This is a genomic window from Knoellia terrae (assembly GCF_048606435.1).
GTDB classification, from domain to species: Bacteria; Actinomycetota; Actinomycetes; order Actinomycetales; family Dermatophilaceae; genus Knoellia; species Knoellia terrae.
Genome location: NZ_JBMBWH010000010.1, coordinates 46380 through 68923 on the forward strand (window position 1 = coordinate 46380; position 22544 = coordinate 68923).

At 64.0% G+C, this 22544-nt stretch carries 18 protein-coding genes; 5 read left to right on the forward strand and 13 right to left on the reverse strand.

Features of this window, described 5'->3' with window-relative positions; translation table 11 throughout:
- Nucleotides 1-244: 244 nt before the first annotated feature.
- Both ACOJV9_RS13720 and ACOJV9_RS13725 read left to right on the forward strand, forming a co-directional pair.
- Nucleotides 245-775, forward strand: a complete 531-nt coding sequence (locus ACOJV9_RS13720; RefSeq protein WP_420185779.1) for a hypothetical protein — start codon at nt 245-247, stop codon at nt 773-775.
- Between the two features lie 349 nt (nt 776-1124).
- The gene (locus ACOJV9_RS13725; RefSeq protein WP_420185780.1) at nt 1125-2237 is read left to right on the forward strand and encodes a hypothetical protein; all 1113 of its coding nucleotides are present in this window, start codon (nt 1125-1127) and stop codon (nt 2235-2237) included.
- A gap of 60 nt (nt 2238-2297) precedes the next feature.
- Here the strand turns inward: ACOJV9_RS13725 and ACOJV9_RS13730 are convergent, their stop codons facing one another.
- The 5 genes from ACOJV9_RS13730 to ACOJV9_RS13750 form a co-directional block, all read right to left on the reverse strand.
- Nucleotides 2298-3689, reverse strand: a complete 1392-nt coding sequence (locus tag ACOJV9_RS13730) for an HNH endonuclease signature motif containing protein (RefSeq protein WP_420185781.1) — start codon at nt 3687-3689, stop codon at nt 2298-2300.
- Nucleotides 3690-3830: 141 nt separating this feature from the next.
- Nucleotides 3831-5129, reverse strand: a complete 1299-nt coding sequence (locus ACOJV9_RS13735; protein WP_420185782.1) for an NAD(P)/FAD-dependent oxidoreductase — start codon at nt 5127-5129, stop codon at nt 3831-3833.
- Between the two features lie 46 nt (nt 5130-5175).
- Entirely contained in the window at nt 5176-5805 is a 630-nt protein-coding gene (gene folE / locus ACOJV9_RS13740; RefSeq protein ID WP_420185783.1) for a GTP cyclohydrolase I FolE, read from the reverse strand.
- Complete coding sequence (locus tag ACOJV9_RS13745) at nt 5802-6752, reverse strand: patatin-like phospholipase family protein (RefSeq protein ID WP_420185784.1); 951 nt, start codon at nt 6750-6752, stop codon at nt 5802-5804. Before ACOJV9_RS13745 ends, folE begins: the two co-directional genes overlap by 4 nt.
- A 2-nt stretch (nt 6753-6754) precedes the next feature.
- Nucleotides 6755-7204, reverse strand: coding sequence for a hypothetical protein (locus ACOJV9_RS13750; protein WP_420185785.1), 450 nt, complete (start codon nt 7202-7204; stop codon nt 6755-6757).
- 158 nt (nt 7205-7362) lie between these two features.
- Between ACOJV9_RS13750 and ACOJV9_RS13755 the strand changes: the two genes are divergently transcribed.
- The 3 genes from ACOJV9_RS13755 to ACOJV9_RS13765 are packed head-to-tail and all read left to right on the forward strand — an operon-like array spanning nt 7363 to nt 8545.
- Nucleotides 7363-7602 carry a hypothetical protein gene (locus ACOJV9_RS13755; protein WP_420185786.1) on the forward strand — a complete coding sequence of 80 codons (240 nt, stop codon included), beginning with the start codon at nt 7363-7365 and terminating at the stop codon, nt 7600-7602.
- Nucleotides 7599-8312, forward strand: coding sequence for an RNA polymerase sigma factor (locus ACOJV9_RS13760; protein WP_420185787.1), 714 nt, complete (start codon nt 7599-7601; stop codon nt 8310-8312). Before ACOJV9_RS13755 ends, ACOJV9_RS13760 begins: the two co-directional genes overlap by 4 nt.
- On the forward strand, nt 8309-8545 hold the full coding sequence (locus ACOJV9_RS13765) for a hypothetical protein (protein ID WP_420185788.1): 237 nt from the start codon (nt 8309-8311) through the stop codon (nt 8543-8545). Before ACOJV9_RS13760 ends, ACOJV9_RS13765 begins: the two co-directional genes overlap by 4 nt.
- Before the next feature lie 289 nt (nt 8546-8834).
- On the opposite strand, the gene ACOJV9_RS13770 is transcribed toward ACOJV9_RS13765, so the two are convergent.
- From ACOJV9_RS13770 to ACOJV9_RS13805, 8 genes are all read right to left on the reverse strand, one after another.
- Nucleotides 8835-10073 carry a DEAD/DEAH box helicase family protein gene (locus ACOJV9_RS13770; RefSeq protein WP_420185789.1) on the reverse strand — a complete coding sequence of 413 codons (1239 nt, stop codon included), beginning with the start codon at nt 10071-10073 and terminating at the stop codon, nt 8835-8837.
- A 386-nt stretch (nt 10074-10459) separates the two neighbouring features.
- Entirely contained in the window at nt 10460-11500 is a 1041-nt protein-coding gene (locus ACOJV9_RS13775) for a DGQHR domain-containing protein (RefSeq protein ID WP_420185790.1), read from the reverse strand.
- The gene (locus ACOJV9_RS13780; RefSeq protein ID WP_420185791.1) at nt 11497-12510 is read right to left on the reverse strand and encodes a hypothetical protein; all 1014 of its coding nucleotides are present in this window, start codon (nt 12508-12510) and stop codon (nt 11497-11499) included. The genes ACOJV9_RS13775 and ACOJV9_RS13780 overlap by 4 nt, the downstream gene beginning before the upstream one ends.
- 391 nt (nt 12511-12901) lie before the next feature.
- A complete protein-coding gene (locus ACOJV9_RS13785; RefSeq protein WP_420185792.1) occupies nt 12902-13750 on the reverse strand; it encodes a phosphoadenosine phosphosulfate reductase domain-containing protein in 849 nt (282 codons plus the stop codon).
- Nucleotides 13747-17271, reverse strand: a complete 3525-nt coding sequence (locus ACOJV9_RS13790; protein ID WP_420185793.1) for a hypothetical protein — start codon at nt 17269-17271, stop codon at nt 13747-13749. The genes ACOJV9_RS13785 and ACOJV9_RS13790 overlap by 4 nt, the downstream gene beginning before the upstream one ends.
- Complete coding sequence (locus tag ACOJV9_RS13795; RefSeq protein WP_420185794.1) at nt 17268-18236, reverse strand: DUF4007 family protein; 969 nt, start codon at nt 18234-18236, stop codon at nt 17268-17270. Before ACOJV9_RS13795 ends, ACOJV9_RS13790 begins: the two co-directional genes overlap by 4 nt.
- Nucleotides 18233-19411 (reverse strand): cysteine desulfurase family protein, encoded by a 1179-nt coding sequence (locus ACOJV9_RS13800; protein WP_420185795.1) that lies wholly within the window; start codon nt 19409-19411, stop codon nt 18233-18235. The genes ACOJV9_RS13795 and ACOJV9_RS13800 overlap by 4 nt, the downstream gene beginning before the upstream one ends.
- A 135-nt stretch (nt 19412-19546) precedes the next feature.
- Complete coding sequence (locus ACOJV9_RS13805) at nt 19547-22522, reverse strand: vitamin B12-dependent ribonucleotide reductase (protein ID WP_420185796.1); 2976 nt, start codon at nt 22520-22522, stop codon at nt 19547-19549.
- Nucleotides 22523-22544 lie beyond the last annotated feature (22 nt).

The following is a 22544-nucleotide window of genomic DNA, read 5'->3' on the forward strand; positions in this document are numbered from 1 at the left end:
GACTCAGGAGCTCGAGACGCTGGGCGCGTCCTTTCACGGGTCAGCGACCGCCCCTAGTAGGCCGCCTTGGTACAAGTTCTCGTCGACGTCTTACTGCACGACCGCTCCTCCGGGAGCAGGGAACCCGAGCCAACCCAGCTGTACGGGCGAGTTCGCCGTCTGCAACGGTGGTCGTACGGTTGGAGCCACCTCTGGGCCAGCGGTCTGGGTCTGGCGGATAGAAGTGAACAGGGACGGGAGTCCCGTGGCGGGCGCGCAGTGGGAACGCATCGACTACACGTGCTTGGCCTCATTAGTCCCCGGGTCCACCAATGCCCTGACGATGCAGATGATCCTCGATCAGTTCCACAAGACGGCCTTCGCGAAACCGTCTGCATCCATTCAGCCCGTTGGGCTGAAGACCCTCGTGAACCTGCCCACGTACTACGAGCTCAGGTGGCCGACCGAAGGATTCGAGCCCGGTGAACCGGACTCGGCGACCCTGGTCGGGCGTCGGGTCGAGATCGAGCCGGTCTTCGTCAGCGCCACCTACCTCTTCGGTGACGGCGAGGCCGTTGGTCCTGTCGAGAGTTTGGGCGGACCGCACCCGACGGGCGACATCGTCCACACGTACCGGACGAAGACCGTGGCTCCTGTCCAGATCAACGCGACATACTCGGGTCGCTTCCGCGTCGACGGCGGCGCCTGGATCACCATCCCCGACACCGTGACGATCGAAGGCACGCCATCGAACCTCACCGTGGCCGAGGCGAAGGCGCGCCTGTACCAGAACTGACACCCTCCCTAGCGTGGAGCTTTCACACACCGGGCGGGATCACTGCAGGCGTAGGGATTGCCAGTGAGGGTCGGTCCGCCCCAGCGGCATCGGCATTCCGCTGGTGTCCGTCAGCTCCACCTGCACTTCCTCCCGTCGGGTGCCGCCGCCAACGACGTCACGTCCGCGTATGGCGAGTGGGCGATCGCATCGGCGCGGGCTGAAGCCGACCGTGAGCAGAGTGGCTCTCGGGTGCCCCAGTGACGTGATCCCGCGGGCCTCGGCCACGCGAGTGAGGCGACGCACCGAGCACGTGCATTCCATCGGATGGCATTGCCACACAGCACCTTTCGTGGTCCCGCCATCCTCGGTGACCGTGCGAGCCTGTGGACAACTCAGCCGGTGCGCGGCAGCGATCGGACACAGTGATCGGATGAATCACGACGCCGACGCTCTCGCTCAACTGGACCAACTGTCGACCGCCCTGCGCGTGCTTGCCTCTGGTCCACTGCCTCTCGACTGGCTCACAGGACGATTGCGCGCCGAGTTTCGAGATGCCCGGGTGACGAGGGAGAGCGTGATCGCCATGGCCATGAACGCCACTGTCCTGGTGGGACGACCCGACGGCCGGATCTGCCGGTTGCTCGACGTCCTCGACGGACAAACGCTCACGCACCGGGTGGAGGCCGCGACGACGGATCGGACTGACCTGTGGACCAACGTCTCGCTTCAGCCGCTCCTCCTGTGCGCATCGTTGGACCCGATTCCTCTGGTCACCGGGGGCGAGCTCACGGCCGCCGAGTTCGGGCACCCCGCACTCCTCGGGCCGGCGGGGTGGCTTCCCGACGTGCCAGCGGGAACCGTGCTGGCACTCACCGTCGAGGGCGGACGGGTGCGGATCGAGGCGTTGCCCAACGGTGTGGGCGCCACCGCTGCACAGGAGCAGCGGGTGCGGGCCATCCTCGGGAGACACATCCGTGAGGAAGCGTGGTGGTCGGACGTCGGGGAGCCGAACCGCGAGGCCGAGCTCAACAGAGCCCTCGGCCACGCCCTGATCGAGGATCCCGAGCTGTTCCGCCGGCCGGTGAGCCCGCTGGTTGAGCTGTTGCACGACGTCCTCTCCGAGCATTCCCGCCAGCATGTCTTCGACGACACAGCAGCTTGGGCTGCCGGTGACGTCGTGTCGTTCTCCGTCGCCGGCATGCCGGAGTCCCTCCACGCCGAGCTCAACCGTCGTGCGGCCAAGTACGGCATGTCGTTCGACCGCTTCATCGTCGCGACCTTGGGACACTGCGCATGGCGGACACCGTTCGCCGAAGATCTCGGGCCATGGGAGTCCTGGGAGGTCCCTACGGCCCAGTCGAGCGCCCCAACGATCCTGCGTGCGGTCAAGAACCCGAGCGACCCAGAGGAGCCGCCGGACCAGAGGCATTCCGACACCACAGACCCTGCCGAGGGTGCGGAGGGTGCCGAGGGCCGGTAGTCGCCTCGCGACAGCACGGGGCACACCAATGACCCCGCCGTGGCGGGGTGCGGGGCGGGATCACCGTCGCCGTCGCGTGCTGGCGTGATCGGGGGCCTCACCGCGCGCACGTTCGTAGGAGTCGACGGACAGGTCCCACTGGACTCGCGGACCGCGCGGTCCGTCCACGACCTGGCCTGCGTATCGGTTGCTGTGGACGACGGTGTGGTGCGCCCGGCAGAGGAGCGCGGCGTTGTCGATGTCGGTTGGCCCGCCGTCGACCCAGTGGAGGAGGTGATGAGCGTCCGTCCACGCCGCCGGTTTGGAGCACCCGGGGAAGGTGCATCCACCGTCCCGCAGCCAGAGGTGTCGGATCTGCGGACGGGTGAAGAGCCGCTGCGCCTCACCCTGATCGAGCACCTCTCCACGCGAGCCGAGGACCACGGGAATGATGAGAGCGTCACAGGCGAGCCGGCGCACCGTGCCGGGCGTGAGGACCTCGCCCTCCATCGTGACCCCCGCGCCCCGGCACCGCCCGGCCAACACCTCGTGGTCGATCGTCACCGACACCGTCGTCTTGGCCTGTCGCGGCACGCCGTCCGGGGCACCGACCGCTCGCTGGATGAGGTCGAGCAGCGCGTCGGCGCGGCGGGCTGCCGGTGTGCGTGAGTCCCGCTCACCGGTGTCCTCGTCCGGCCGCGGCTTGGCCAGCGCATCGACAGCGGCGTCGACGATGGCGGCGCCCTCCTCGTCGAGCAGAAGGATGTATCGCGCGAGACCGAGCGGTCCCTTGCCCTTGGTGAAGGAGCGGTGCGCCCGACGTCGGTCGGCGTCATGCTCTGCCAGCTTGTCGGGCCGCAGCACCTGACCGGCATACCGGATGGCGGTGGCCAACTGCCGCTCACTGAGCCCGTCGGCGCCCCGTGCGCTGTGCAGCAGCACCTCCGTGACCCCCTCGAGCTCCGACGCGTCGGCGAGCCCCCGCACGCTGCGGTGGAACCGCGCGATCTGCGCCGCCTTGCCCAGCGGCAGGTAGCCAGCCCCGTCAGCACCGTTCTCGCACTGTGGGGTATCCACGCGATCGTCAGCCGAGGAGGCAGCATCCATGACCGCGTCCACGACCTCTCCCAATCGCGGCTCGTCAGCGGCTGCACTGATGACGTCGAGGTCGGCGTGGGTGCGGCTGGCCAGCTGGGGAGCCATCGCGCGGGTCCAGTCGGTGGGACCCCACCCGTCAGAGGTGCCCAGTCCTCGACGCCGGGCCTCGGTGACGACGGCGACCAAGTGGGCCTCGACATTGGCGCTCAACGCACCGAGCTGTCCCACGGCCGCCCCGAGCTCGTCGTCGCTGAGAGCCCAGACCCGCTGGACCGAGGACTGCTCCAGGGCCTCGGTCGCCTCTCGGGTCGCACCCAGCACCGGCCGACCATGCGGCTGCTGCGCCGCGTCGGGAAGGCGATGTCCGAGTGCCATGAAGCGACACTATGAGAGAGCACTGACACTGCACCTCGGCGAGGACCACCGTCAGGGAAACGCGCGGCCACCCGCACAAACAGGGCACGACAGGGTGAGCCGCGTCGCCGTGAGCTGGCGAGCGCCAAGGGCACCAGCCCGTCACGCCACCACCGCCCTGATCCCGACTTCTCCCAAGGGCACGTCCGGATCGGCCAGCCGTCCCACCTCGACCTCCTCACGGGAGCAGATCAGCGCCTGGATGTCCTCCATCCGGTCCCAGATGTTGACGCACATCCCGGCCGCCACCCGCCCCTCGCGCAGCCAGAAGGCCATGAACTCGCCCGACGACTCCTCGCCGCGCACGACGAGCTCGGTCACGTCGTCCCGCCCGACGTGCCCGGTGTACTCCAGCCCGAGGTCGTACTGGTCGGAGTAGAAGTACGGAAGGCGGTCGTATGCCGTCCGCTTGCCAAGAATGGTCGCTGCCACCGTCCACGGCTGGTTCAGTGCGTTGGCCCAGTGCTCGACGCGGACGCGCGTCTCGAGTGCCGGGTGCCAGGCGTTCGCGATGTCCCCGACGGCGAGAACGTCGGGGTGTGAGGTTCGAAGGTACTCGTCGGTGAGCACTCCGTTGTCCACATCGAGCCCCATCGCGACGGCGAGGTCAAGGTTGGGCGTGGCTCCGACGCCGACGACGACGAGGTCGGCCGGCACACGGGCTCCGTCGCCGAGCTCGACGCCCGTGACGTGACCCGCGCCAGCAGCGTGGGCGGCACCGTCACCAAGGAACCCCCTGACCTCGACGTTGGTCCGAACGTCCACCCCGTGGGCGCGATGAGCATCGACCAGCACGGACGCCATCCGCTCTCCGAGAACGGAACCCAACGGCATACCGCCTGCTTCGAGGACGGTGACCGAGCCGCCGAGGGTCGCGGCAGCGGCGGCCACCTCCAGCCCGATCCAGCCACCACCGATGAGGACGACCCGCGGGCGCTCGACGAGGGCGGCTCGCAGCTGGTCACTGTCGTCGAGCGTGCGCAGGTAGTGCATCCCTGACAGGTCCGCTCCCGGCACGTCGAGGCGCCGCGGCGACGAGCCCGTCGCGAGGACGAGGACGTCGAACGCCACGGTCTCCCCGGACGTGCGTGCACTCGACCCGCCCGAGCTCGTCGACAACGTCCGCGCCTCGAGGTCGACCGCGTCGACGGAGCACCCGAGCCTGAGGTCGACGTCGTGCGCGGAGTACCACGCCGGCTCGTGCACGAAGAGGTCGCCATCAGCCACCTCGCCCCTGAGCAGGTTGGCCTTGGACAGCGGCGGCCGCTGGTACGGCTGGTGCTCCTCGCGCCCGAGCAGCGTGATCGAGCCGTCGAAGCCGGCGGTGCGCAGCTCCTCTGCGGTCCTGGCTCCGGCGAGGCCGGCTCCGACGATGGCGACGGACGAGGGTGTGCGGGTCATGACGTCCTGCTTTCGTGTGTCTGGGGATGGTGGGAGGGCAGGGCGGTCAGCGGGTTGGACGGGTCAGGGCGAGGAACTCGGCGCGGGTGCGGTGGTCGTCGCGGAGCACCCCGAGCAGGCTCGACGTCACCGTGCTCGTCCCGGGCGCCTGCACCCCGCGCAGGGCCATGCACAGGTGCTCAGCCTCGATGACGACCCCGACGCCCGCGGCGCCGAGCTGGTCCCGCAGCCACGTCGAGACCTGGGTCGTGAGCCGCTCCTGCACCTGCGGCCGGCGCGAGAAGTGCTCGACGACCCGCGCCAGCTTCGACAGCCCGAGGATCCGCTCCCCCGGCAGGTAGCCGACGTGCGCCGTCCCGACGAAGGGCAGCATGTGGTGCTCGCACAGGGAACGGACGGGGATGTTGCGGGCGACGATGAGCTCGTCGTAGCCACCGTCGTTGGGGAACGTCGTCAGCTCGAACGGTCTCGGCCGCAACATCTCGGCCAGCGCCCGCGCCATCCTCTCCGGCGTGCGCTCGAGCGACTCGGTGGTGACGTCGACCCCGAGGGCGGTGAGCAGGTCCGCTGCCGCGCCGGTCGCCGACTCGAGGTCCGGCTCGACGACGGCCTCGACCCCCGCCCACGACGCGCGCGGACAGGCAGGTTGACGGGGCTGCGCTGCGGTGCTGGTCATCTGAGGATCCCTTCGATCGGTTGTCGCCGTGGGCTGCTGGCGTGGCTTGTCGGAGTGTCATGCGGACCGTGGAAGCCGAGGACACCTGCGCCCGTATGCCGTCCGGTCGCGTCCTCGTGCTCCAGCCAGACCGACGTGGTCTCGTGGGCGCGCTCGAGGACCTCGCCGGCGTGGCCGAAGTCCGCGGGTGAGACGGCGAGCGGGCACAGCGGTGGGACGACGTGCAGGCGGGCGTTGCCGGCATACCGCTCCACCTCGTCGACGAGCTGGTGGTGAAGCAGCAGGGCGAGGGCGGTGAGGCCGACGGCCAACGCGCCCCGTGGTGGGGCGCCCGCGCACGGGTAGCCGGCCGGCAGGAGGTAGATGTCGGCGACGCCGTGCTCGTCGGCGTAGGCGAGAGGTCCCGGGTGGCCGACGGCGCCGTCGACGAGGGTGCGGCCGTCCCGCTGCACGGACGGCAGCAACCCGGGCACTGCGGCACTCGCCAGGACGGCGTCGACGACCGATCCATGATCGAGCGTGAGTGCCGCCCCGGTGACGAGATCCGTTGCGGTGAGGGCCAGCTGGCGCTGCGCGTCCTCGAAGGACGAGTACCCGAGGTGCGTCGTCAGCAGGTGGAGCAGCGGCCCGTCGGAGAACAGGGAGGGCGCGGAGCCGGTTGCCGCCCGCACCCACCGACGTGGGCTCGCGACGAAGACGTCGCTGCGACGCATCCCCCGCCAGAGCTCGCGGAGCTCCCCGATGCGGTCGGAGAGTGCACCGGGCCCGGCGAGGTGGGCGGCGTTGACCGCACCCACCGACGTGCCGACGAGGAGGTCGGGGTCGATGCCGTGGTCGTGAAGCGCGGAGACCATCCCGGCCTGGACGGCGCCCAGGCTGCCCCCGCCGGTGAGCACGAACGCCGTGCGTCCAGGTGGCGCCGGAGCGCTGCGTGGTGTGGCTGGCATGGTCAGCTCTTGCGCAGCGGCCAGAGCAGGGCGTGGGCGTCGAACCGGGTCGAGAGCCGTTGCAGCGCAAGGGCGGCGAGCAGGAGGCCGACGTCGCGCAGGGCCACGTCGTAGAAGCCGGGGATGAGTAGCAGGTTGACGATGATCCCGCCGAGCCAGGCCGCGACGACGAGGGCGCCGAGGCGCGGGTGGAACAGGACGACGAGTCCGGCGACGACCTCGATGACACCGACGGCATACATCTGCTGCTGCGACGAGAAGGGCAGCGGGTCGGACAGGACCGGCGCGAGGTAGCGCTCCCACTCGGTCATGAGGTTCGTGAACTTGTCGAGCCCGAAGAGGATCGGTGCGACGACGAACGCCGACCGAAGGACGAAGAATGCCTGGTATGCCGGGTCGCCGTTGCTGTGCTGCGCTGCCTCAGCCTCTCGCTGGGTCTCGGTCGTGGCCATGATGACCTCCTATGTGTGGTGCCCTCCGGCCTGCGCTGCCTGACACGACGACAGCGGGGTGGGAGGCTGACATCGTGTTGGTGGCGTCGTGGGTCGTGGGTCTTACCGGGCACGAGGACGTCGGTAAGACCGAGGGCCTGCCGTGCAGCGAACAGGGCATGACCACCCACCAGACCCGGACACCGGAGGCGCACCAGCCGGCCGGCACCCCGGTCGACGTAGTCGCCTGGCGCGCGACCCGGTTGTACGAGGCCGGGTTCCCGTGGGCCTTGGCGGACTCGCTCGCCCGGACGCGGGCCGACCTGCACGAGCTGCTGTCGCTCGTCGACGCGGGGTGCCCGCCCGACCTGGCCGCCCGAATCCTCGCCCCCATCGACGAGGGAACGGGACCGTGGTGAGCGAGGGGTTCCGGGCCGAGACCACGGTGTCGGCGCTCGACGCACCGGCCGACGGCGTTCCGGAGGACTGGATCGCCGCGCTGTCATCCTCGGGCGCCGAGCAGGAGGCGGCCCTGCGGGCGCTGCACTCCCTCATGCTGCGGGCCGCGGCCCACCAGGTCTGGCGGATGCGTTCGGCGCTGCCCGACGCCTCTCCCGGCACCGTCGACGTCATCGTCAACCAGGCGGCCGACGAGGCGATGACGGCGCTGCTGCGCAAGCTGCACACCTTCGAGGGGCGCAGTCGGTTCACGACGTGGGCGTTCAAGTTCGCCATCCTCGAGGCGGCGACCGACGTGCGGCGGCTGCAGTGGCAGCACCGCGAAGTGGAGCTGCGCGACCTCGACCTCGGGCGCGTTCCCGACGACGCTTCCGACGGACCGGAGCGGCAGGCCGAGGGCGCCGACCTCGCGCGTGCCCTGGCCGAGGCGATGCACACCTGCCTCACGCCGCACCAGCGGCGGGTGGCGATCGCCCTGCTCGTCGACGGTGTGCCGATCGACGTGCTCGCCGAGCGTCTCGGCTCGAACCGGAACGCGCTCTACAAGACCGTCCACGACGTCCGGCAGCGGCTGCGCGCGGACCTCACCCGGCGGGGATACCTGCCGGAGCTGGCTGCGCGTGGCGACGCGGAGTCCGACATTCCCACTGCATCGGCAGGATCGTCATGACTCCCCCGCCCACTCCCCCGAACTCGAACCTTCCTGCCGCCGCGGTGGCAGCGCTGCTCGTCGACACGACGCCGTACCTGTCGTGCGACGAGTGCTTCGACCGGATGGACACACACGTCGAGGCCGTGGTGGCAGACCCGGACCACCACGACGCAGCCATGGACCGCCACCTCGTCGGCTGCGCCGCGTGCGACGAGGAGGCCCAGTCCCTCATCGCCCTCCTACGAATGTAACGGGCCGCGATATCGGCAGTCACCCGAGTTGTCGAAGATCGACGAGGTCACACGCGTTCATCGCTTGCGCATCGAGTCTGTTGTTCCCGTGTGCGGCCCATGCGGCCCGGCCGGTTTCGTCGCATAGCGGGAGTGGAATGTGGAAATGTCGTTCGCCCTCGAGAAGAATTATGGCGAGGGCTCGAGGCCCTAGCCTACACAATGCGACGTTCTGGACGAGCAGCTTCCAAACGCGTCAGAGATGAGCATCTTGGCATCAAACGAGAACGACACTACTCGCTGCCATGCCTCAATATACAAAGAATACAAGCGAATCTCGAGCCCTTGTCAACGGGATCCTACTCAGCCTCAGATCTGCAACGGCTCGCTCACCATCACCTGCTACACCAGATTGCAGGTCTTGGAACCGAAGCTGGGACATGAATACAAAGCCATGCTGAAACTCGACCCCCTTGACACGAAGCGCTTCCTCAAGGCTAATCGTTTCTATGAACAACCAATCTGACTGCGATCGCACTTCCTCTATCAGCGACGCGTCGCTCTCATTATCAGAGACCAAGAGCAGAGCTGGCCAGTGTTTCCATAAACTGCTCTCCCCTATCCTGAGGCGTGCCAGTTCGCCTCGCACATCATCTATCGATGGCTCCCGGTAGACGCGGACATACCCATTAGGATTCACAAACCGCAGGTTTCCCGATCGATCTAGAAGGCGTCTCCGTGAGGCAGCGTAGTCAAGGTTTTCACCCTGCGCACTCGAAGGGCCGCTGAGAGCTGCCGCCCTGATCACTGGAAGGACAAGATCAGCGATCTCTTCTTTCTGCCTATAGCAGTCGCGCAACCATCCCACCTGCGCGTGACAGCCTGCCGCCCAGGATTCCCACTCACTATCAGTGACACTGTCGTTTAGTTGCATCGGATCGACGCCGATTGCCAAAAATCGCACCCTTCCAGACAAGACACTTCGCGACGCCTGCTGAACTTCGTATAGGCTATTTGGGTCATCCAGCAACAGCACATCAACACTGTCCCAAGCAGTACCGAGGTGGTCGGCAACTGGGAGATCGGTGGAGAACTCGAGGTAGTCAACTACACCCGCCATTGCCGAGAGTCTCACCTCGTTGCCAAGATCCAAGGCAGCGCTCAAGAGCGAAGCGAGTATTGCAGTCTTTCCGGTTCCGGGCCCTCCTGCAAAAACGTGGACGGATGGCTCCTCACCGCGCAAAGCGTCATATGCACAATCGAAAAGAGCGCCTTGCTCATCGTCCAGGTGCACCGCCCACAGGCCCTCATTCTCGCCCGGGAAATGCCCGTTAGGCGCGGCATACAATTCGCCCCTTGCTCGAGTTTGGAACAGCGGTCGCTGCAGCAAATCAGGGGGCGCAGGCGAGCAGTATTCGAGGTCGAATCGAAGTTTCGCAGCGTCGTAACGTGGAACTGTCTCGTGGCCGCCCGTATCCAGCAGGACCAGCTTCTTCGTATCCCAATGCACCAGCATACGATCGCCGCCCGATATCTTGATCTCATACACGGGAAACTTCTTCAGGCCAGCATGACGATCATAGCCATACATGGGAAAAGTCAATGATTCGAAACGCGCCAAGACATCTCTCAGCGCTTGTCGACTCATGGCGGTAAGTTTCTGACTTCGATACATCGACTTCAAGAACCGCGTCGTACACCACAACTCAACCTGCACTTGAACTCCCCACCGTTAGGCCCCAAATTCCTCGTCATCGTCTGGCCAATTGCAGCGTCTGCAGGGCCGCAGCCCGAGGGAGGCTGCTGAGGAGGCGCGCGTCTTAACATAGTTCCCCTTATGGCTCCGCTTCCCTGAAACTAAACCACATGGGCTTCTTGCGGAGTGGAAGACCGTTAGCGGCGCACCCCGGGAAAGACGGACCAGCACCAACACCGCTAGTCCTTGGAATTCACAAGGGCCTTCTGAATAGCTTTATGAATCAGTTTTCCACCGACCTCTCCAGTAGCGTTGGAGAATTCACCGCTCTTACTCCAGTCGAAATCTCTATCTGCCACCGTCTGCAATCTCGCCCTGACGCTGCCCCAGTTCACTGACTGCATCGACGGGTCATAGGAGGGTGCGAGAACGTCGGTTGCCGCATAACTCCACGCTATAAGCCCGGTTGTTTCAAGTAACTTGAACTGGAAAAGCTTTGGGGTGGGCTTGGACAGGTCGTCCCATTCCTCAGGAAAAGCCTCGCCGATGAGTTCCCAATACTTAATCATGATGTCTGCCTTGACATCCACTGGCGTGTCGTCGAAGCCTCCGTGACTGAAGGTACGCCCCACGTTTTTTGCCACGGCTGCAAGGCTAAAAATATGCTGTCGTTGCTTCTTGACTTGCTGAATTCTGCCCTTGAAGGGGGAATCCTCACGCTCGTCCATTTCTACGCCAACAAGAGCCTCATCACTCTCGAGGAGGAGGGTCGTCAGCGACCGCTCCACCCCCTTCTGAGTGTTGTTGATTGCGAGGAACTCCTGCTTCTCTTCTTCAAGAACCAAGTTCGGAAGCAGTACAAAGTCGACTTCGCGTCTCATCTTAGACTTGTCCCAAAGCTTTACATAGCCCCCCATGCGATGTTGTCCATCAATTATCGCGGCCGGCTCCTCAACTTCCAACCGGCCGAAGTCGGAGTTCTTTTCGCTCACAAAGCTCCAGCGCCCGCGGCCGCTTAGAACCACCGGCGGGACGACGGCGAGGGGGTGCTCCTCTGCATACTTCGCGAATAGGCTCATACGTGCTGCGCTCCCGGGCCGCTGATACCCGTCTGCAGTATTTTCCTCCAGGAAAGTGCGCGTGCTGTTCTCTGCAACAGGCACAAACGTTATCATCTTCGCATGATCATTGCGTAGGGCTCCTACGTAGTAGTCCCTCCGATTCCCGTGCTCGTCTTCAATGAAGCGACGAACGACCTTCTCTATGACCGTTTTGCTCATTTGACTACTCCTGAACTCAATGAAATGCCTGGAAGGGAACTGATAGTAACCACGGGGATCTTGTGGCCATCTCTCTGCAGGGTAAAAAGCCAAGGTTTCTCCGTTGAAGCAAGCTCTTCCCGCTTCCATGAGGAAGTCCAGCAGATTATGAGTTTCACCTGTTCAAGAGGATGGTCGTGCAGGAAAAAGTTGTGCAGGTCAAACTCGAATTCTACAGGAACGTCAGTCTGCTTCAAGGATAGGTTGTCCAACTGAAAGTCGGCGAGTTCGTCGATTCCCTCTGCGCCAGCCCATGCTCGGGAACAGTACTCGAATGGCAATGCATTCATGCCCTCAAGCTTATGGAAGAGCGCAATGGCGCCTGCTTCACTCTTCGGCTCAAGTCCTATGAAGACGTCATTCAAGAAGACTGACTTGGCATTCCTTGCTGCGTCCATTCGCTCGTTGAGCCGCTTCATAGCCTCGATTCGGCGCGAGACTCGACGACGCTCCGCGCATGCTTGAACCTCGTCAGATTCCAGCAAAGCGTCCAAGCTTCCCTCGAGCTTGGACGCCTGCTTGGGCGGCATCGTAGTTGTGCCCAGTACACCCCAGTCGACTTGGTGCCGATCGATGAGTTCAAACGTGAACGACGCCAGACCCGCCTTCGTGAGGCTAGCAGCTATCGCCGTCCTCGTTTGGAAGGGCACCTGGATCCCACCGAAAACCGAATGCCTGATGTTGCGCTGGTTTCCCTTTGCAGTCCAAAGGCGGACGTGGTGCCCGTTGGCGGACCCGTCCCACACGAGTTCAGGTCTTTCTTCATCCTCATGCAAGCTACGGGCCGAGATCTGCCACTCCTTTGTGAGGACGGAGAAGGAAACGGCCAGGGAGGAATCTCGATAGTCTTCAGACCCGAGCCATGTGCGATGTCTGAGGAACTCGCATATAGCTCTACTGTTGGTGAATTCCGGTGGAATGCCGTGCGGATGCGCGCCAATGAGCTTGACGAAGTGCGTGGCTCTATTCAAGGGCGACAGCGTTTGAAGCTTGAGGGTGGCTGTCGTCGGCGCCGCCAACCATTCTGGGAGTGACTCAGTGCGCCAACGTCTCCCCCCTCGTGATACTTCAAAATACTCACAAGCGAAGAGTTCGGGGATGCACCCAGAAATAAGGAGAGAGTCATCTGGCAATGCGCCCGCCTTTGGGGCGAAAATTGTAAGTTCGGTTAGTCCACCGCCGACCGATGATAGGTCGACTCGCCAATCTCCCAAGCCTGGGCCCGTATTGATGACCCGGAGGGCGCCTAAGACCTCCGGCTCTGACGACAGATACTCCCGTAGGTCCACATTTGCGATACGAGTAGAGACCTGAGCGAATGGACCTGGTACCCCGGCTGTCAATGCGCGTCCCCCTTTGGTGTCAAAGTGCGCACACAGTGCACGCCTCGGTATCGTCATCCTCGTCTAGCGCGTTCGAGAGTACCTCGATCAGGGGAAGGTTGCGTCGGTTTCGGCGGGAACGTTCCATGGCAACTTCATGCTTGTCCATGATCTCGTCACGGCGCGCGAGCAGCTCGTCGAGGGTCTCCCCCGCGGACCAGGTGTAGTCACGGCCCTTCATGGCGACGCCCTGGTAGTTGGCGTCGCCTGAAGCGCCTGCGTCAGTGAGAACCTTTCGCTCGATTGCCTTCGCACGCTCGAACAGGTCGGGGTGGCGGTCGGCAAGGCCGACCCACTCGGCCTTCCTCTGGAAGAAGCAGAAGTAGCAGCCCGATCGAGTGCGCCACTCGTAGTACGCCGGCAGCCCAACCCCCGCCTCATCAAGAATTTTCAGGACACCTTCATGGTCCACGCCCTCTTCGATAAAGGGAAAGACCGCTTCAATATTCGGCTTTGTGGACACATAGCCCTTCCGGTTGCTTTCATCGGACCGAATGGCCACGTAACTTATGGCCGGATCGTCCCCGAGCCAGTCCTCAAGAGGCTTGATCTTGACCTGCCGCGTGCACCATCTCATTTGAGGCGACGGCAGGGTTCCGCGAAAGACCTCAAACCAATGGTCAAAGCCACGATCTGAGTTCAGGCGCGCGATGGGCTTGCCGAGGACCACTTCAAGTTTATTGAGGTAATCATAGGTTTCTGGCAACTCCGCGCCAGTGTCGCAAAAGAAGTACTCCATGTCGGGGACGCGGTCCCGGAGATGGATAGCTAGAGCGGATGAGTCCTTACCGCCAGAGATTCCGCAAACATGCCGGACTGATGCAGTCATGCCGATTCCTCGTTTGAAGCATTGGGGTGATTTCCGGTCGCGTCAGGTTGAGCGACCCGTTTCCACTCATGGTCTGCCAACGCTGCCATAAGCCAATCAGCAGCGGTCTCCCTGTTTCCGGCCGCCGCAGTAAGGGCATCTAATGCTTGAGTCACCACTGAGGCCGTCCCCTCCTTCGTACGCTCATCCCAGACAACCAGCTTGACCGTCTCATGCCCATGCGACCAGTTCACGTGGAACCGAACGGCGTCAAACTCGCCCTCTTGACTACGCATATCGGCGTTAAGAGCTTCGATCCGCCTGAAGGTGCCCCCGGCTTCAGCCATGATGCTGCGGAACCGGCGGCAGTCCTCGTCTGCCCACGCTTGTGGCGGCACCCCCGTCACCTGCATGCCAACGTACTCCAGCCACCCTTCCTCCTGGGGAATACCGGCCCTGATCGCGGCGACCAGGGACTTCACACGCGGGTCAATGACCTTGTCCGCGATCTCGGCAGCCCTCCGCTGAAGGGACGCGCGGTAGTCGTCGCCAGAGACTCGCAACTCTGTGCATAGCCTTTTGCGGATCTCTTCGACAAGGGCAGGGTAGGCGTCAGACAACTCCGTCACTGCACCCAGGACAGCAGCGGCGAGTCGATTGGCGTCGGTCTTGCTGTGAACCGACCCGGCAGGGATCGGCGCGAAGCCCACGGCTGCCGGGATACGGTCGAAGACCAGGAGATCGGGTTCTGTCGCGTCGACGAGGGCAACCCGTAGCGCCTTTGCCTCATTCGAGACCGTCGCCGTCTTCTTCGCGTACGCGGGGAGCATGTTGAAGCGCGCCACGAGGGACCCAACCACGTTCACTACTGTTGGTTGGGAGCCAGCCCTCGCGTTCATCAGGGTCGCGGCGAGGCTCTCGACCACTTGGCGCCGCACTCCTGACCCGCTTGCAAAGCTCTTGACCTCAAAGTTGCCTGGATTCCTGAGCAGCCTCTCGGCCACATCGCCCGAAAACGTGGGACGGAACGTGCCGTGTTCGTAGAGTGCGAACTCATCCTTGTGTTGCCGCATGACCGCGACAAAAACAATTGGCGCGAGCCCAGCACGCAGGCCATACGGCGGAAGGGAAAGATCCGCATACAGGTCAGACACGTTGAGCCGTGAGCGCGATGAGGTGCGAATTTGACCAATGATTGCCGCCACGACGGGACGAACACTTGAGTCGTGGGCGGGTTCGAGGAAGGCAGAATTTCCATCCTCACGGGTTCCATGCAGGCCCAAAGACCGCAGAACTGAGAGGTACAGCGTTCGGTCCGGCCCAAACCCGGTAATACCAAGGCCAGGGACCTGCTCATTCGCTCCCATGACCTCCATGACTTCTCGCCTTGCCTTAGCGGCCTGCGAGGAGAGCTCATGCCGGTTGATCAGATCGTTGCGCACCACGGGCGCATCCGGGTAGTGGGAGTCAGCGACAACTGACAGGACGGCGGACGGACTTTGCCTGCTCGTCTTCCGCCAGACTTGCCCGGCCTTGCCCCAATGGTCACGCTTCACCCAGTGCCAGCGGGATGTGAGGGAGGCTGCGCCGAAGGCGGTCTCAAACTCCGCGTCCATCGCAACGGCAGCCGCCACGCGCCGCTCAGCAAGTTCCTTCCGGGCTACCCAATCGGACCGAACCTCATCGTCGCTTGCGATGACCTCATCTATCGCTGCGAGTTCTCGGGCTGCATCCACGAGTGGCGCGGGGTTGCTGGTGGTAGCGAAGACCACTGGCTTGTCGTTGTTTACGCACGTTACGGCCCGTGTCGGCTGCGTGCCAGCGAGTACGTACAGCAACAGCCCATCACCACGATCACGCTGTGAAAGCGGTGTGATCACTGACACGCTGCTATCGGTCCATCCACGTTCGAACGCTCGAAGCGTTCCAGTGACATGCGAGTGCCGCGCGGCAACAAGCGGCCCCAGCGGCAGGACCCTCTGCAAGATCACTCTCGGCGGCTCATCCCTCAGTCGCCTCTTCGCCACAGCGATTGCTGACTTCAGGTCGAAGTCGCTGCCCTGCCACACTCTGAACTCGTCTGCGAATTCCCTGTACGTGACGAGCCCAGCCGCCTCCAACTGCTGAAGGCGAGCCTCGACCTCTGCTGGACCGCGGGTCCCGGGAAGCCCATTCGACGCGGCGTAACCGACCATTTCACGGCTGGCACGGACACTGCCCCCTGCCGAAATGAGATTGAGAAGCCCAACGCTCTTGAGCACCCGCCTCGCAGCGGTATCCAACCCGTGCGCATCACGAATCCGTGTGTCAATCTCCATCCAGCGCGAGGCGTCCGCGGAGACGCTGACCATGTTGGATGCGGACTCCAAGAAATAGTCATACATCATATCCAGATCTACCGTTGGAAGCCCAGTGTCAGGGAGTTCCATATCACGCAAGAAGGAGTGAACGCTCCTGGGTTCCGTGCCGGCTAGGAACGAGAACATGGTGCGTTCGTTCTGGCCATATCGCTGACAGAGTTCCGGTAGGACGGCCAGGGTCAGCGGATGCAGGGGCCAACACGAAGCAATCAGTTCTGTGCGTATCGCAAGTTCGGTCAGTCCCAGAGAGCGTAATTCAGCGACTTGACGCTTTGCCCACTCCTCAATCCGAGCAGATTGAGGGCTTCTCATATCTTCGAATGAGGCTGCCACCAAGGAAATGGTCTGCACCGCGGTATCGACGAACGGGATGTCTTCGAACCGCCCTTGGACCTTCACCCATTCGCGGCGCTGCATAGCGCTCGCCCCGTCGGCATAGTCTCCAAAGGCCATGTGCTGCAACGTTACGAGGGCCAATCGAGCGCCGGATCCGCGCCGAGTCCATTCGGCAAGTTCCTGCAACAGGAATAGGTCGCCCTCGCCGGGTCGCTCGGCAAACGCCTCGAGATTTTTCCCGAACTCATCGATCACGAGTAGGACTGGGCCGATTTCGTCCAACTGCAAAATCAAGTTTCGAATGGCACGGCTCTCCACTCGTTCACTGGAAGAACGGATCGCGTGGTCAAAATCAATGAGGGTCTTGATGCAACGACGGAGGGCCTGACGCTTCGCTGGCGCTGGTGTGAAGCGTTGGGCACCGTGTAGGAGCGCTCGTACGACCGTCTGGGCCACCGGCTCCCTCTGAGCCGTGACTACGGCGCGGATGAAGCCCGACTTCCTGGCCTCGGACCGCTCCATAGCCTGCTGGAGGAGCACCATAGTCTCGGGAGCGGCGTCGCGGAGCATAGTCTCGGCAGACGCGCGTGCTGGGTCGTCAGCAGGTGCAAAGAGGCCGTCAATGATCAGGGCGAGTGAGGACTTGCCAGACCCATAGGGTCCAGTGATTGACAGGGCGACCTCTGCAGAATCGCTAAGCAGCGCACGGCCTAGGCGATCCAATGCCTCAATTGCGCGGCCGACCGGAAGATATCCTTCCACCGCTGAGGAGCCGGTGTCACGTTCGACGTTGATGGAGCGTGCGAATCGACTCTTCGGACGACGGAGCTCAATGAGCCTTGTCACGCCACACTCCCCACGGCCGGCACCAGTTCTCCGGGCATTATCCTTCGTCCGAATACGCGATAGTGATCCGAGAGGACGCCTCGAAGCGCGATCGCCGGCGAAGTCGAAAGCGTCAATTGTGGCACTCCGGCTGCCGAAGTAAGGCGCACGTGGTCAGTGCGCGTCACTGCGTCCTCCAAGAGGTCGAGCGCTGCCCCATCAGACAATTTGAACACACGCCCTGGTGAGCCGACCTCTGAGGTCGCACGGCTAAGGTTAATGGTTCTGGTGTCATCGCCCGTACGGACTGCGAAGTCTAGGACGCATGCAGTGAAGATAAGGCTCGGCAACGTCGCCTTCGCACCGAGAAGGAATCGGTATCCTCCAGGGACGGTCGCGCTTGGCTGCAGGAGGCCAAGATCTCTGAAGGGGCAGTCGATGCGATCGTCGAACGTGGCCCGGACGCCCTCCCCCGAGGAATACATCCGCAGCAAGGCGCTTACGTCCTTCTTCACCGACGATGGATGCGGGTCTGCCCACTCGCCTGTGCGGTCTAGCACAAACTGTTGCAGTTCTTCCTCCGTGAACTCTATACCGGTGAACTCGTTGAAAGACAGCCACCACACGGGCGAGACCGAAATTGGCGCCAGCAACCACCATTGGAGCAGCCAAAGCGTCCCCGGCAGCTCACAATATGGATCGATTCCATCATCAGCGAAGAAGTCGCTTCCAATGGAGGAGGGTCGCGAACGCGGTCGGCGGCTCTTCGCTACAAGTTCCATCTCAAGCAATTTGAACGCATGGCCCCAGTGACGAATCGATCGCACCATGTTCTTGCCAACTCCGAGGTCAACGACGGCTTCCTCGCGGTTGAAGACATCATCCTCCTGCGATGCCGCATCGACGGCCTTCTTCAGCCAGCCGTAGCGTGGCGCGAAGGTCTCATGACGCGCGAACACCGGCGAGCAGGCCTCATCGAGCCTCACGTGGGAATCCTTTCAATGTCCAAATTGGTATCCGACTCAGTCAGCATTCGTACGCGCTCAACGGCTACAGCCGACCGCTCAACAGCAGTTCTGATCTCTTCTGAGGTCGTCGATCGGCCGACGCTGTAGCGGATGCACTCGTAAGCCTGTTGCCTGGACAATCCCATCGCGATCAGGACATGCGATGGCTCGGGAACGCGTGCAGTGCAAGCCGACCCAGTTGACACCCAAACGTCAGGCATGTTGGCCATGACGGCCTCCGCGTCGGCTCCAGGAAAGTGGAGGCACACGGTATTGGGCAACCTTCTCGCCGATCCGACAGGACTGGCCCCAGGGATGGCAGAGACAAGCCCGGCAGTGAGTTTTTCTACGAGCGTCGATTCGCTCAGAGCGCTCTCACGCACCACCTCGTCTGTCAGCATTTCCGCTGCGGCACCGAGACCCACGATGCCTGGAACGTTTAGCGTCCCGCTCCGAACTCCGCTTTCGTGCCCGCCCCCATGCTGCTGAGCCTCGAGCTGCACGCCGCGCCGGATATAGAGAGCGCCGACCCCTTTCGGCCCGTAGAACTTGTGAGCTGATAGCGACAGTAGATCCACGCCTAGAGACTCGACGTCCACGGGAAGCTTGCCTACCGCCTGCGTGGCGTCGGTGTGGACGAGTACGCCGTGCCTGCTGGCAAGACTCGACACGCGCTGAAGGGGCTGCAAAACCCCCGTCTCATTGTTGGCCAACATCACCGAGGCCAGAAGCACGTGCTCGCCCATCAATTGGCCAAGTTCTTCGACGTCGATTTCCCCGTCCTTGCGAACTGGGATCAACTGGACGTTGAGGCCCTGCTCCTCAAGCCATCCAGCCGCGTCGAGGACTGCCTTGTGCTCTATGGACGAAACTAGCAACGTGTCCCGGCCCGCAGGTCGGGCACCGCTTACCCCCTTAAGCGCCAGGTTGTTCGCCTCTGTTGAGCCGGAGGTGAACACGACCTCGCGGGGCCGCGCACCGATGAGGGTCGCTACCTGTCGTCGAGCCGCTTCTACTGCGCCTCGGGCAACTTCACCGGCCGCATGTGAAGAGGCTGCGTTCCAGAACTGGCTCGTTAACCACGGAAGCATCTCAATCAACACACGGTCATCCAGGGGCGTTGTCGCATTGTAATCCAGATAGATGGACGTCATCTCTGCTCACCTCCACCTCGAACGTATGTGCGACCTCTGACAACCCGTACTCCACTAAACCAACCGCTCGCTTTACTGACCTAGCCTCCCCCGATGATCAGTCGAGGGAGGCTAGGCGCGCCGCCTCCTCCGGGATCAGCTGCAGCCGCTGGTGCTTCCGCAGCCTTCGCAGACGTAGCAGGACCCGGCCGGGCGCATCTTCGTGCCGCAGGTCATGCACATCGGCGCATCCGCGGACACACCCTGGAACTTCTCGAGCAGCTCGGCCGAAGAGTGCACGTCACCCGAGATGACGCGGGCCGAGGCTGCACCGGCACCTGAGGTGACCTCGCTGGCGTGCTCCACGCCGTTGACCGCCGGGGACTCGCCCGCCGTCTTCGGAGCAGCCTCCGCCGTCTTCTTCGGCGAGCTCGCACCGACACCCTGGGAGAACGACTCGATCTCGTCCTCGAGCGCCTCGGTGTCGTCGGACTCGACCGTCGACGGGGCGTACGAGCCGGTCTCGAGCTGGCGCTGACGCTCCTCCGCGGTGTGGATGCCCATGAACGAGCGGGTCTCGAAGTCCAGGTGGTCCAGCGCGAGGCGACGGAACACGTAGTCGACGAGCGACTGGCCCATGCGGATGTCCGGGTCGTCGGTCATGCCGGCCGGTTCGAAGCGCATGTTGGAGTACTTCTCGACGAACGTCTCGAGCGGCACGCCGTACTGGAGGCCGACGGAGACCGCGATCGAGAAGGCGTCCATGACACCGGCGAGGGTCGAGCCCTGCTTGCCGAACTTGAGGAAGACCTCGCCGAGGCGACCGTCCTCGTAGGTGCCGGCCGTGAGGTAACCCTCGGCGCCACCGATCGCGAACGACGTCGTCTGCGAGGAGCGACGCTTCGGCAGACGCTCACGCGTCGGGCGGTAGACGACCTTCTCGACGACCTGGGCCGGACCGGCGGCCGCCGCAGCGACACCGGCAGCCTTGTCCGCGGCCGCGTCCTTGGCGGTGGAGCCGCCGTCGGAGAGCGGCTGGCCGACCTTGCAGTTGTCGCGGTAGACCGCGAGCGCCTTGAGGCCCATCTTCCAGCCCTGGACGTAGACGTCCTCGATCTGCTCGACCGTGGCGTCCTCGGGCAGGTTGACCGTCTTGGAGATGGCACCGGAGAGGAACGGCTGCGTCGCCGCCATCATCCGCACGTGGCCCATCGGGGAGATGGAGCGTGCACCCATCGCGGTGTCGAAGATCTCGTAGTGCTCAGTCTTGAGGCCGGGCGCGTCGATGACGTGACCCTTGTCGGCGATGTACTCGACGATCGCCTCGACCGTCTCCTCGGTGTAGCCGAGCTTGCGCAGGGCCCGCGGGATGGTGAGGTTGACGATCTGCATCGAGCCGCCACCGACGAGCTTCTTGAACTTCACCAGCGAGAAGTCCGGCTCGATGCCGGTGGTGTCGCAGTCCATCATGAAGCCGATGGTCCCGGTCGGGGCGAGCACCGACGCCTGGGCGTTGCGGTAGCCGTTCTTCTCCCCCACCTTGACAACGGCGTCCCACGCCTTGGTGGCAGCGCGGTGGATGTCCTTGTCCATCGTGTGCATCGTGCGGATGGTGTCGTTCGCCGCGGCGTGCTTGCGCATGACCCGCTTGTGGGCGTCCGCGTTGCGGGCGTACCCGGCATACGCACCGACGACGCCGGCGATCTCGGCGGAGCGCTTGTACGCGGCTCCGGTGAGCAGCGACGTGATCGACGCGGCGAGCGCACGGCCACCGTCGGAGTCGTAGCCGTGGCCGGTCGCCATGAGCAGCGCGCCGAGGTTGGCGTAGCCGATGCCGAGCTGGCGGTAGTCACGCGTGGTCTTGCCGATCGGCTCGGTCGGGAAGTCCGCGAAGCAGATCGAGATGTCCATCGCCGTGATGACGAGCTCGGTGACCTTCTGGAAGGTCTCGACGTCGAAGGTGTCGTCGTCGCGCAGGAACTTCAGCAGGTTGAGCGAGGCCAGGTTGCACGAGGAGTTGTCGAGCGACATGTACTCGGAGCAGGGGTTGGACGCGGTGATCCGGCCCGTCTCCGGGTTGGTGTGCCAGTCGTTGATCGTGTCGTCGTACTGGATGCCCGGGTCGGCGCACTCCCACGCGGCCTTGGCGATCTTGCCCATGAGCTCGCGGGCGTCGATGGTCTCGATGACCGAGCCGTCGCCACGCGACTTCAGGCCGAACTCGGTGCCCTCCTCGACCGCACGCATGAACTCGTCGTTGACGCGGACCGAGTTGTTGGCGTTCTGGTACTGGACACTCACGATGTCCTTGCCGCCGAGATCCATGTCGAAGCCGGCGTCGCGCAGCGCGCGGATCTTGTCCTCCTCGCGCGCCTTGGTCTCGACGAACTCGACGATGTCGGGGTGGTCCACGTCGAGGACGACCATCTTGGCCGCGCGGCGGGTCGCGCCACCGGACTTGATGGTGCCCGCGGACGCGTCGGCGCCACGCATGAACGACACCGGGCCCGAGGCCGTGCCGCCGGAGGAGAGGAGCTCCTTGGAGGAGCGGATGCGCGACAGGTTGAGACCCGCGCCCGAACCGCCTTTGAAGATGAAGCCCTCCTCCTTGTACCAGTTGAGGATGGAGTCCATCGAGTCGTCGACCGAGAGGATGAAGCAGGCCGAGACCTGCTGGGGGCTCTTGGTGCCGACGTTGAACCAGACCGGGGAGTTGAAGCTGAAGACCTGGTGCAGCAGGGCGTAGGTCAGCTCGTGCTCGAAGAGCTCGGCGTCGGCGTCGGAGCCGAAGTACCCGTGCTCCTTGCCCGCCTTGACGTAGGTGAGGACGACGCGGTCGATGAGCTGCTTGAGCCCGGTCTCGCGCGCCTCGGTGCCGACGGCGCCCCGGAAGTACTTGGTCGTGACGATCGTGGAGGCGTTGACGCTCCAGAAGTCGGGGAACTCGACGCCGCGCTGCTCGAAGATCGTCTCGCCGGTCTTCCAGTTCTGCTGGACGACGTCGCGCTTCTCCCAGGTCACCTCGTCGTACGGGTGGACGCCGGGCGTGGTGAAGATCCGCTCGACCTTCACACCCGCTCCCTTGGTCGGGTTCTTGCGGGCCCCTGCACGTGCGCCGGCGGTCTCCGTCATTGCTGCTCCCTCTCCCTGCCCG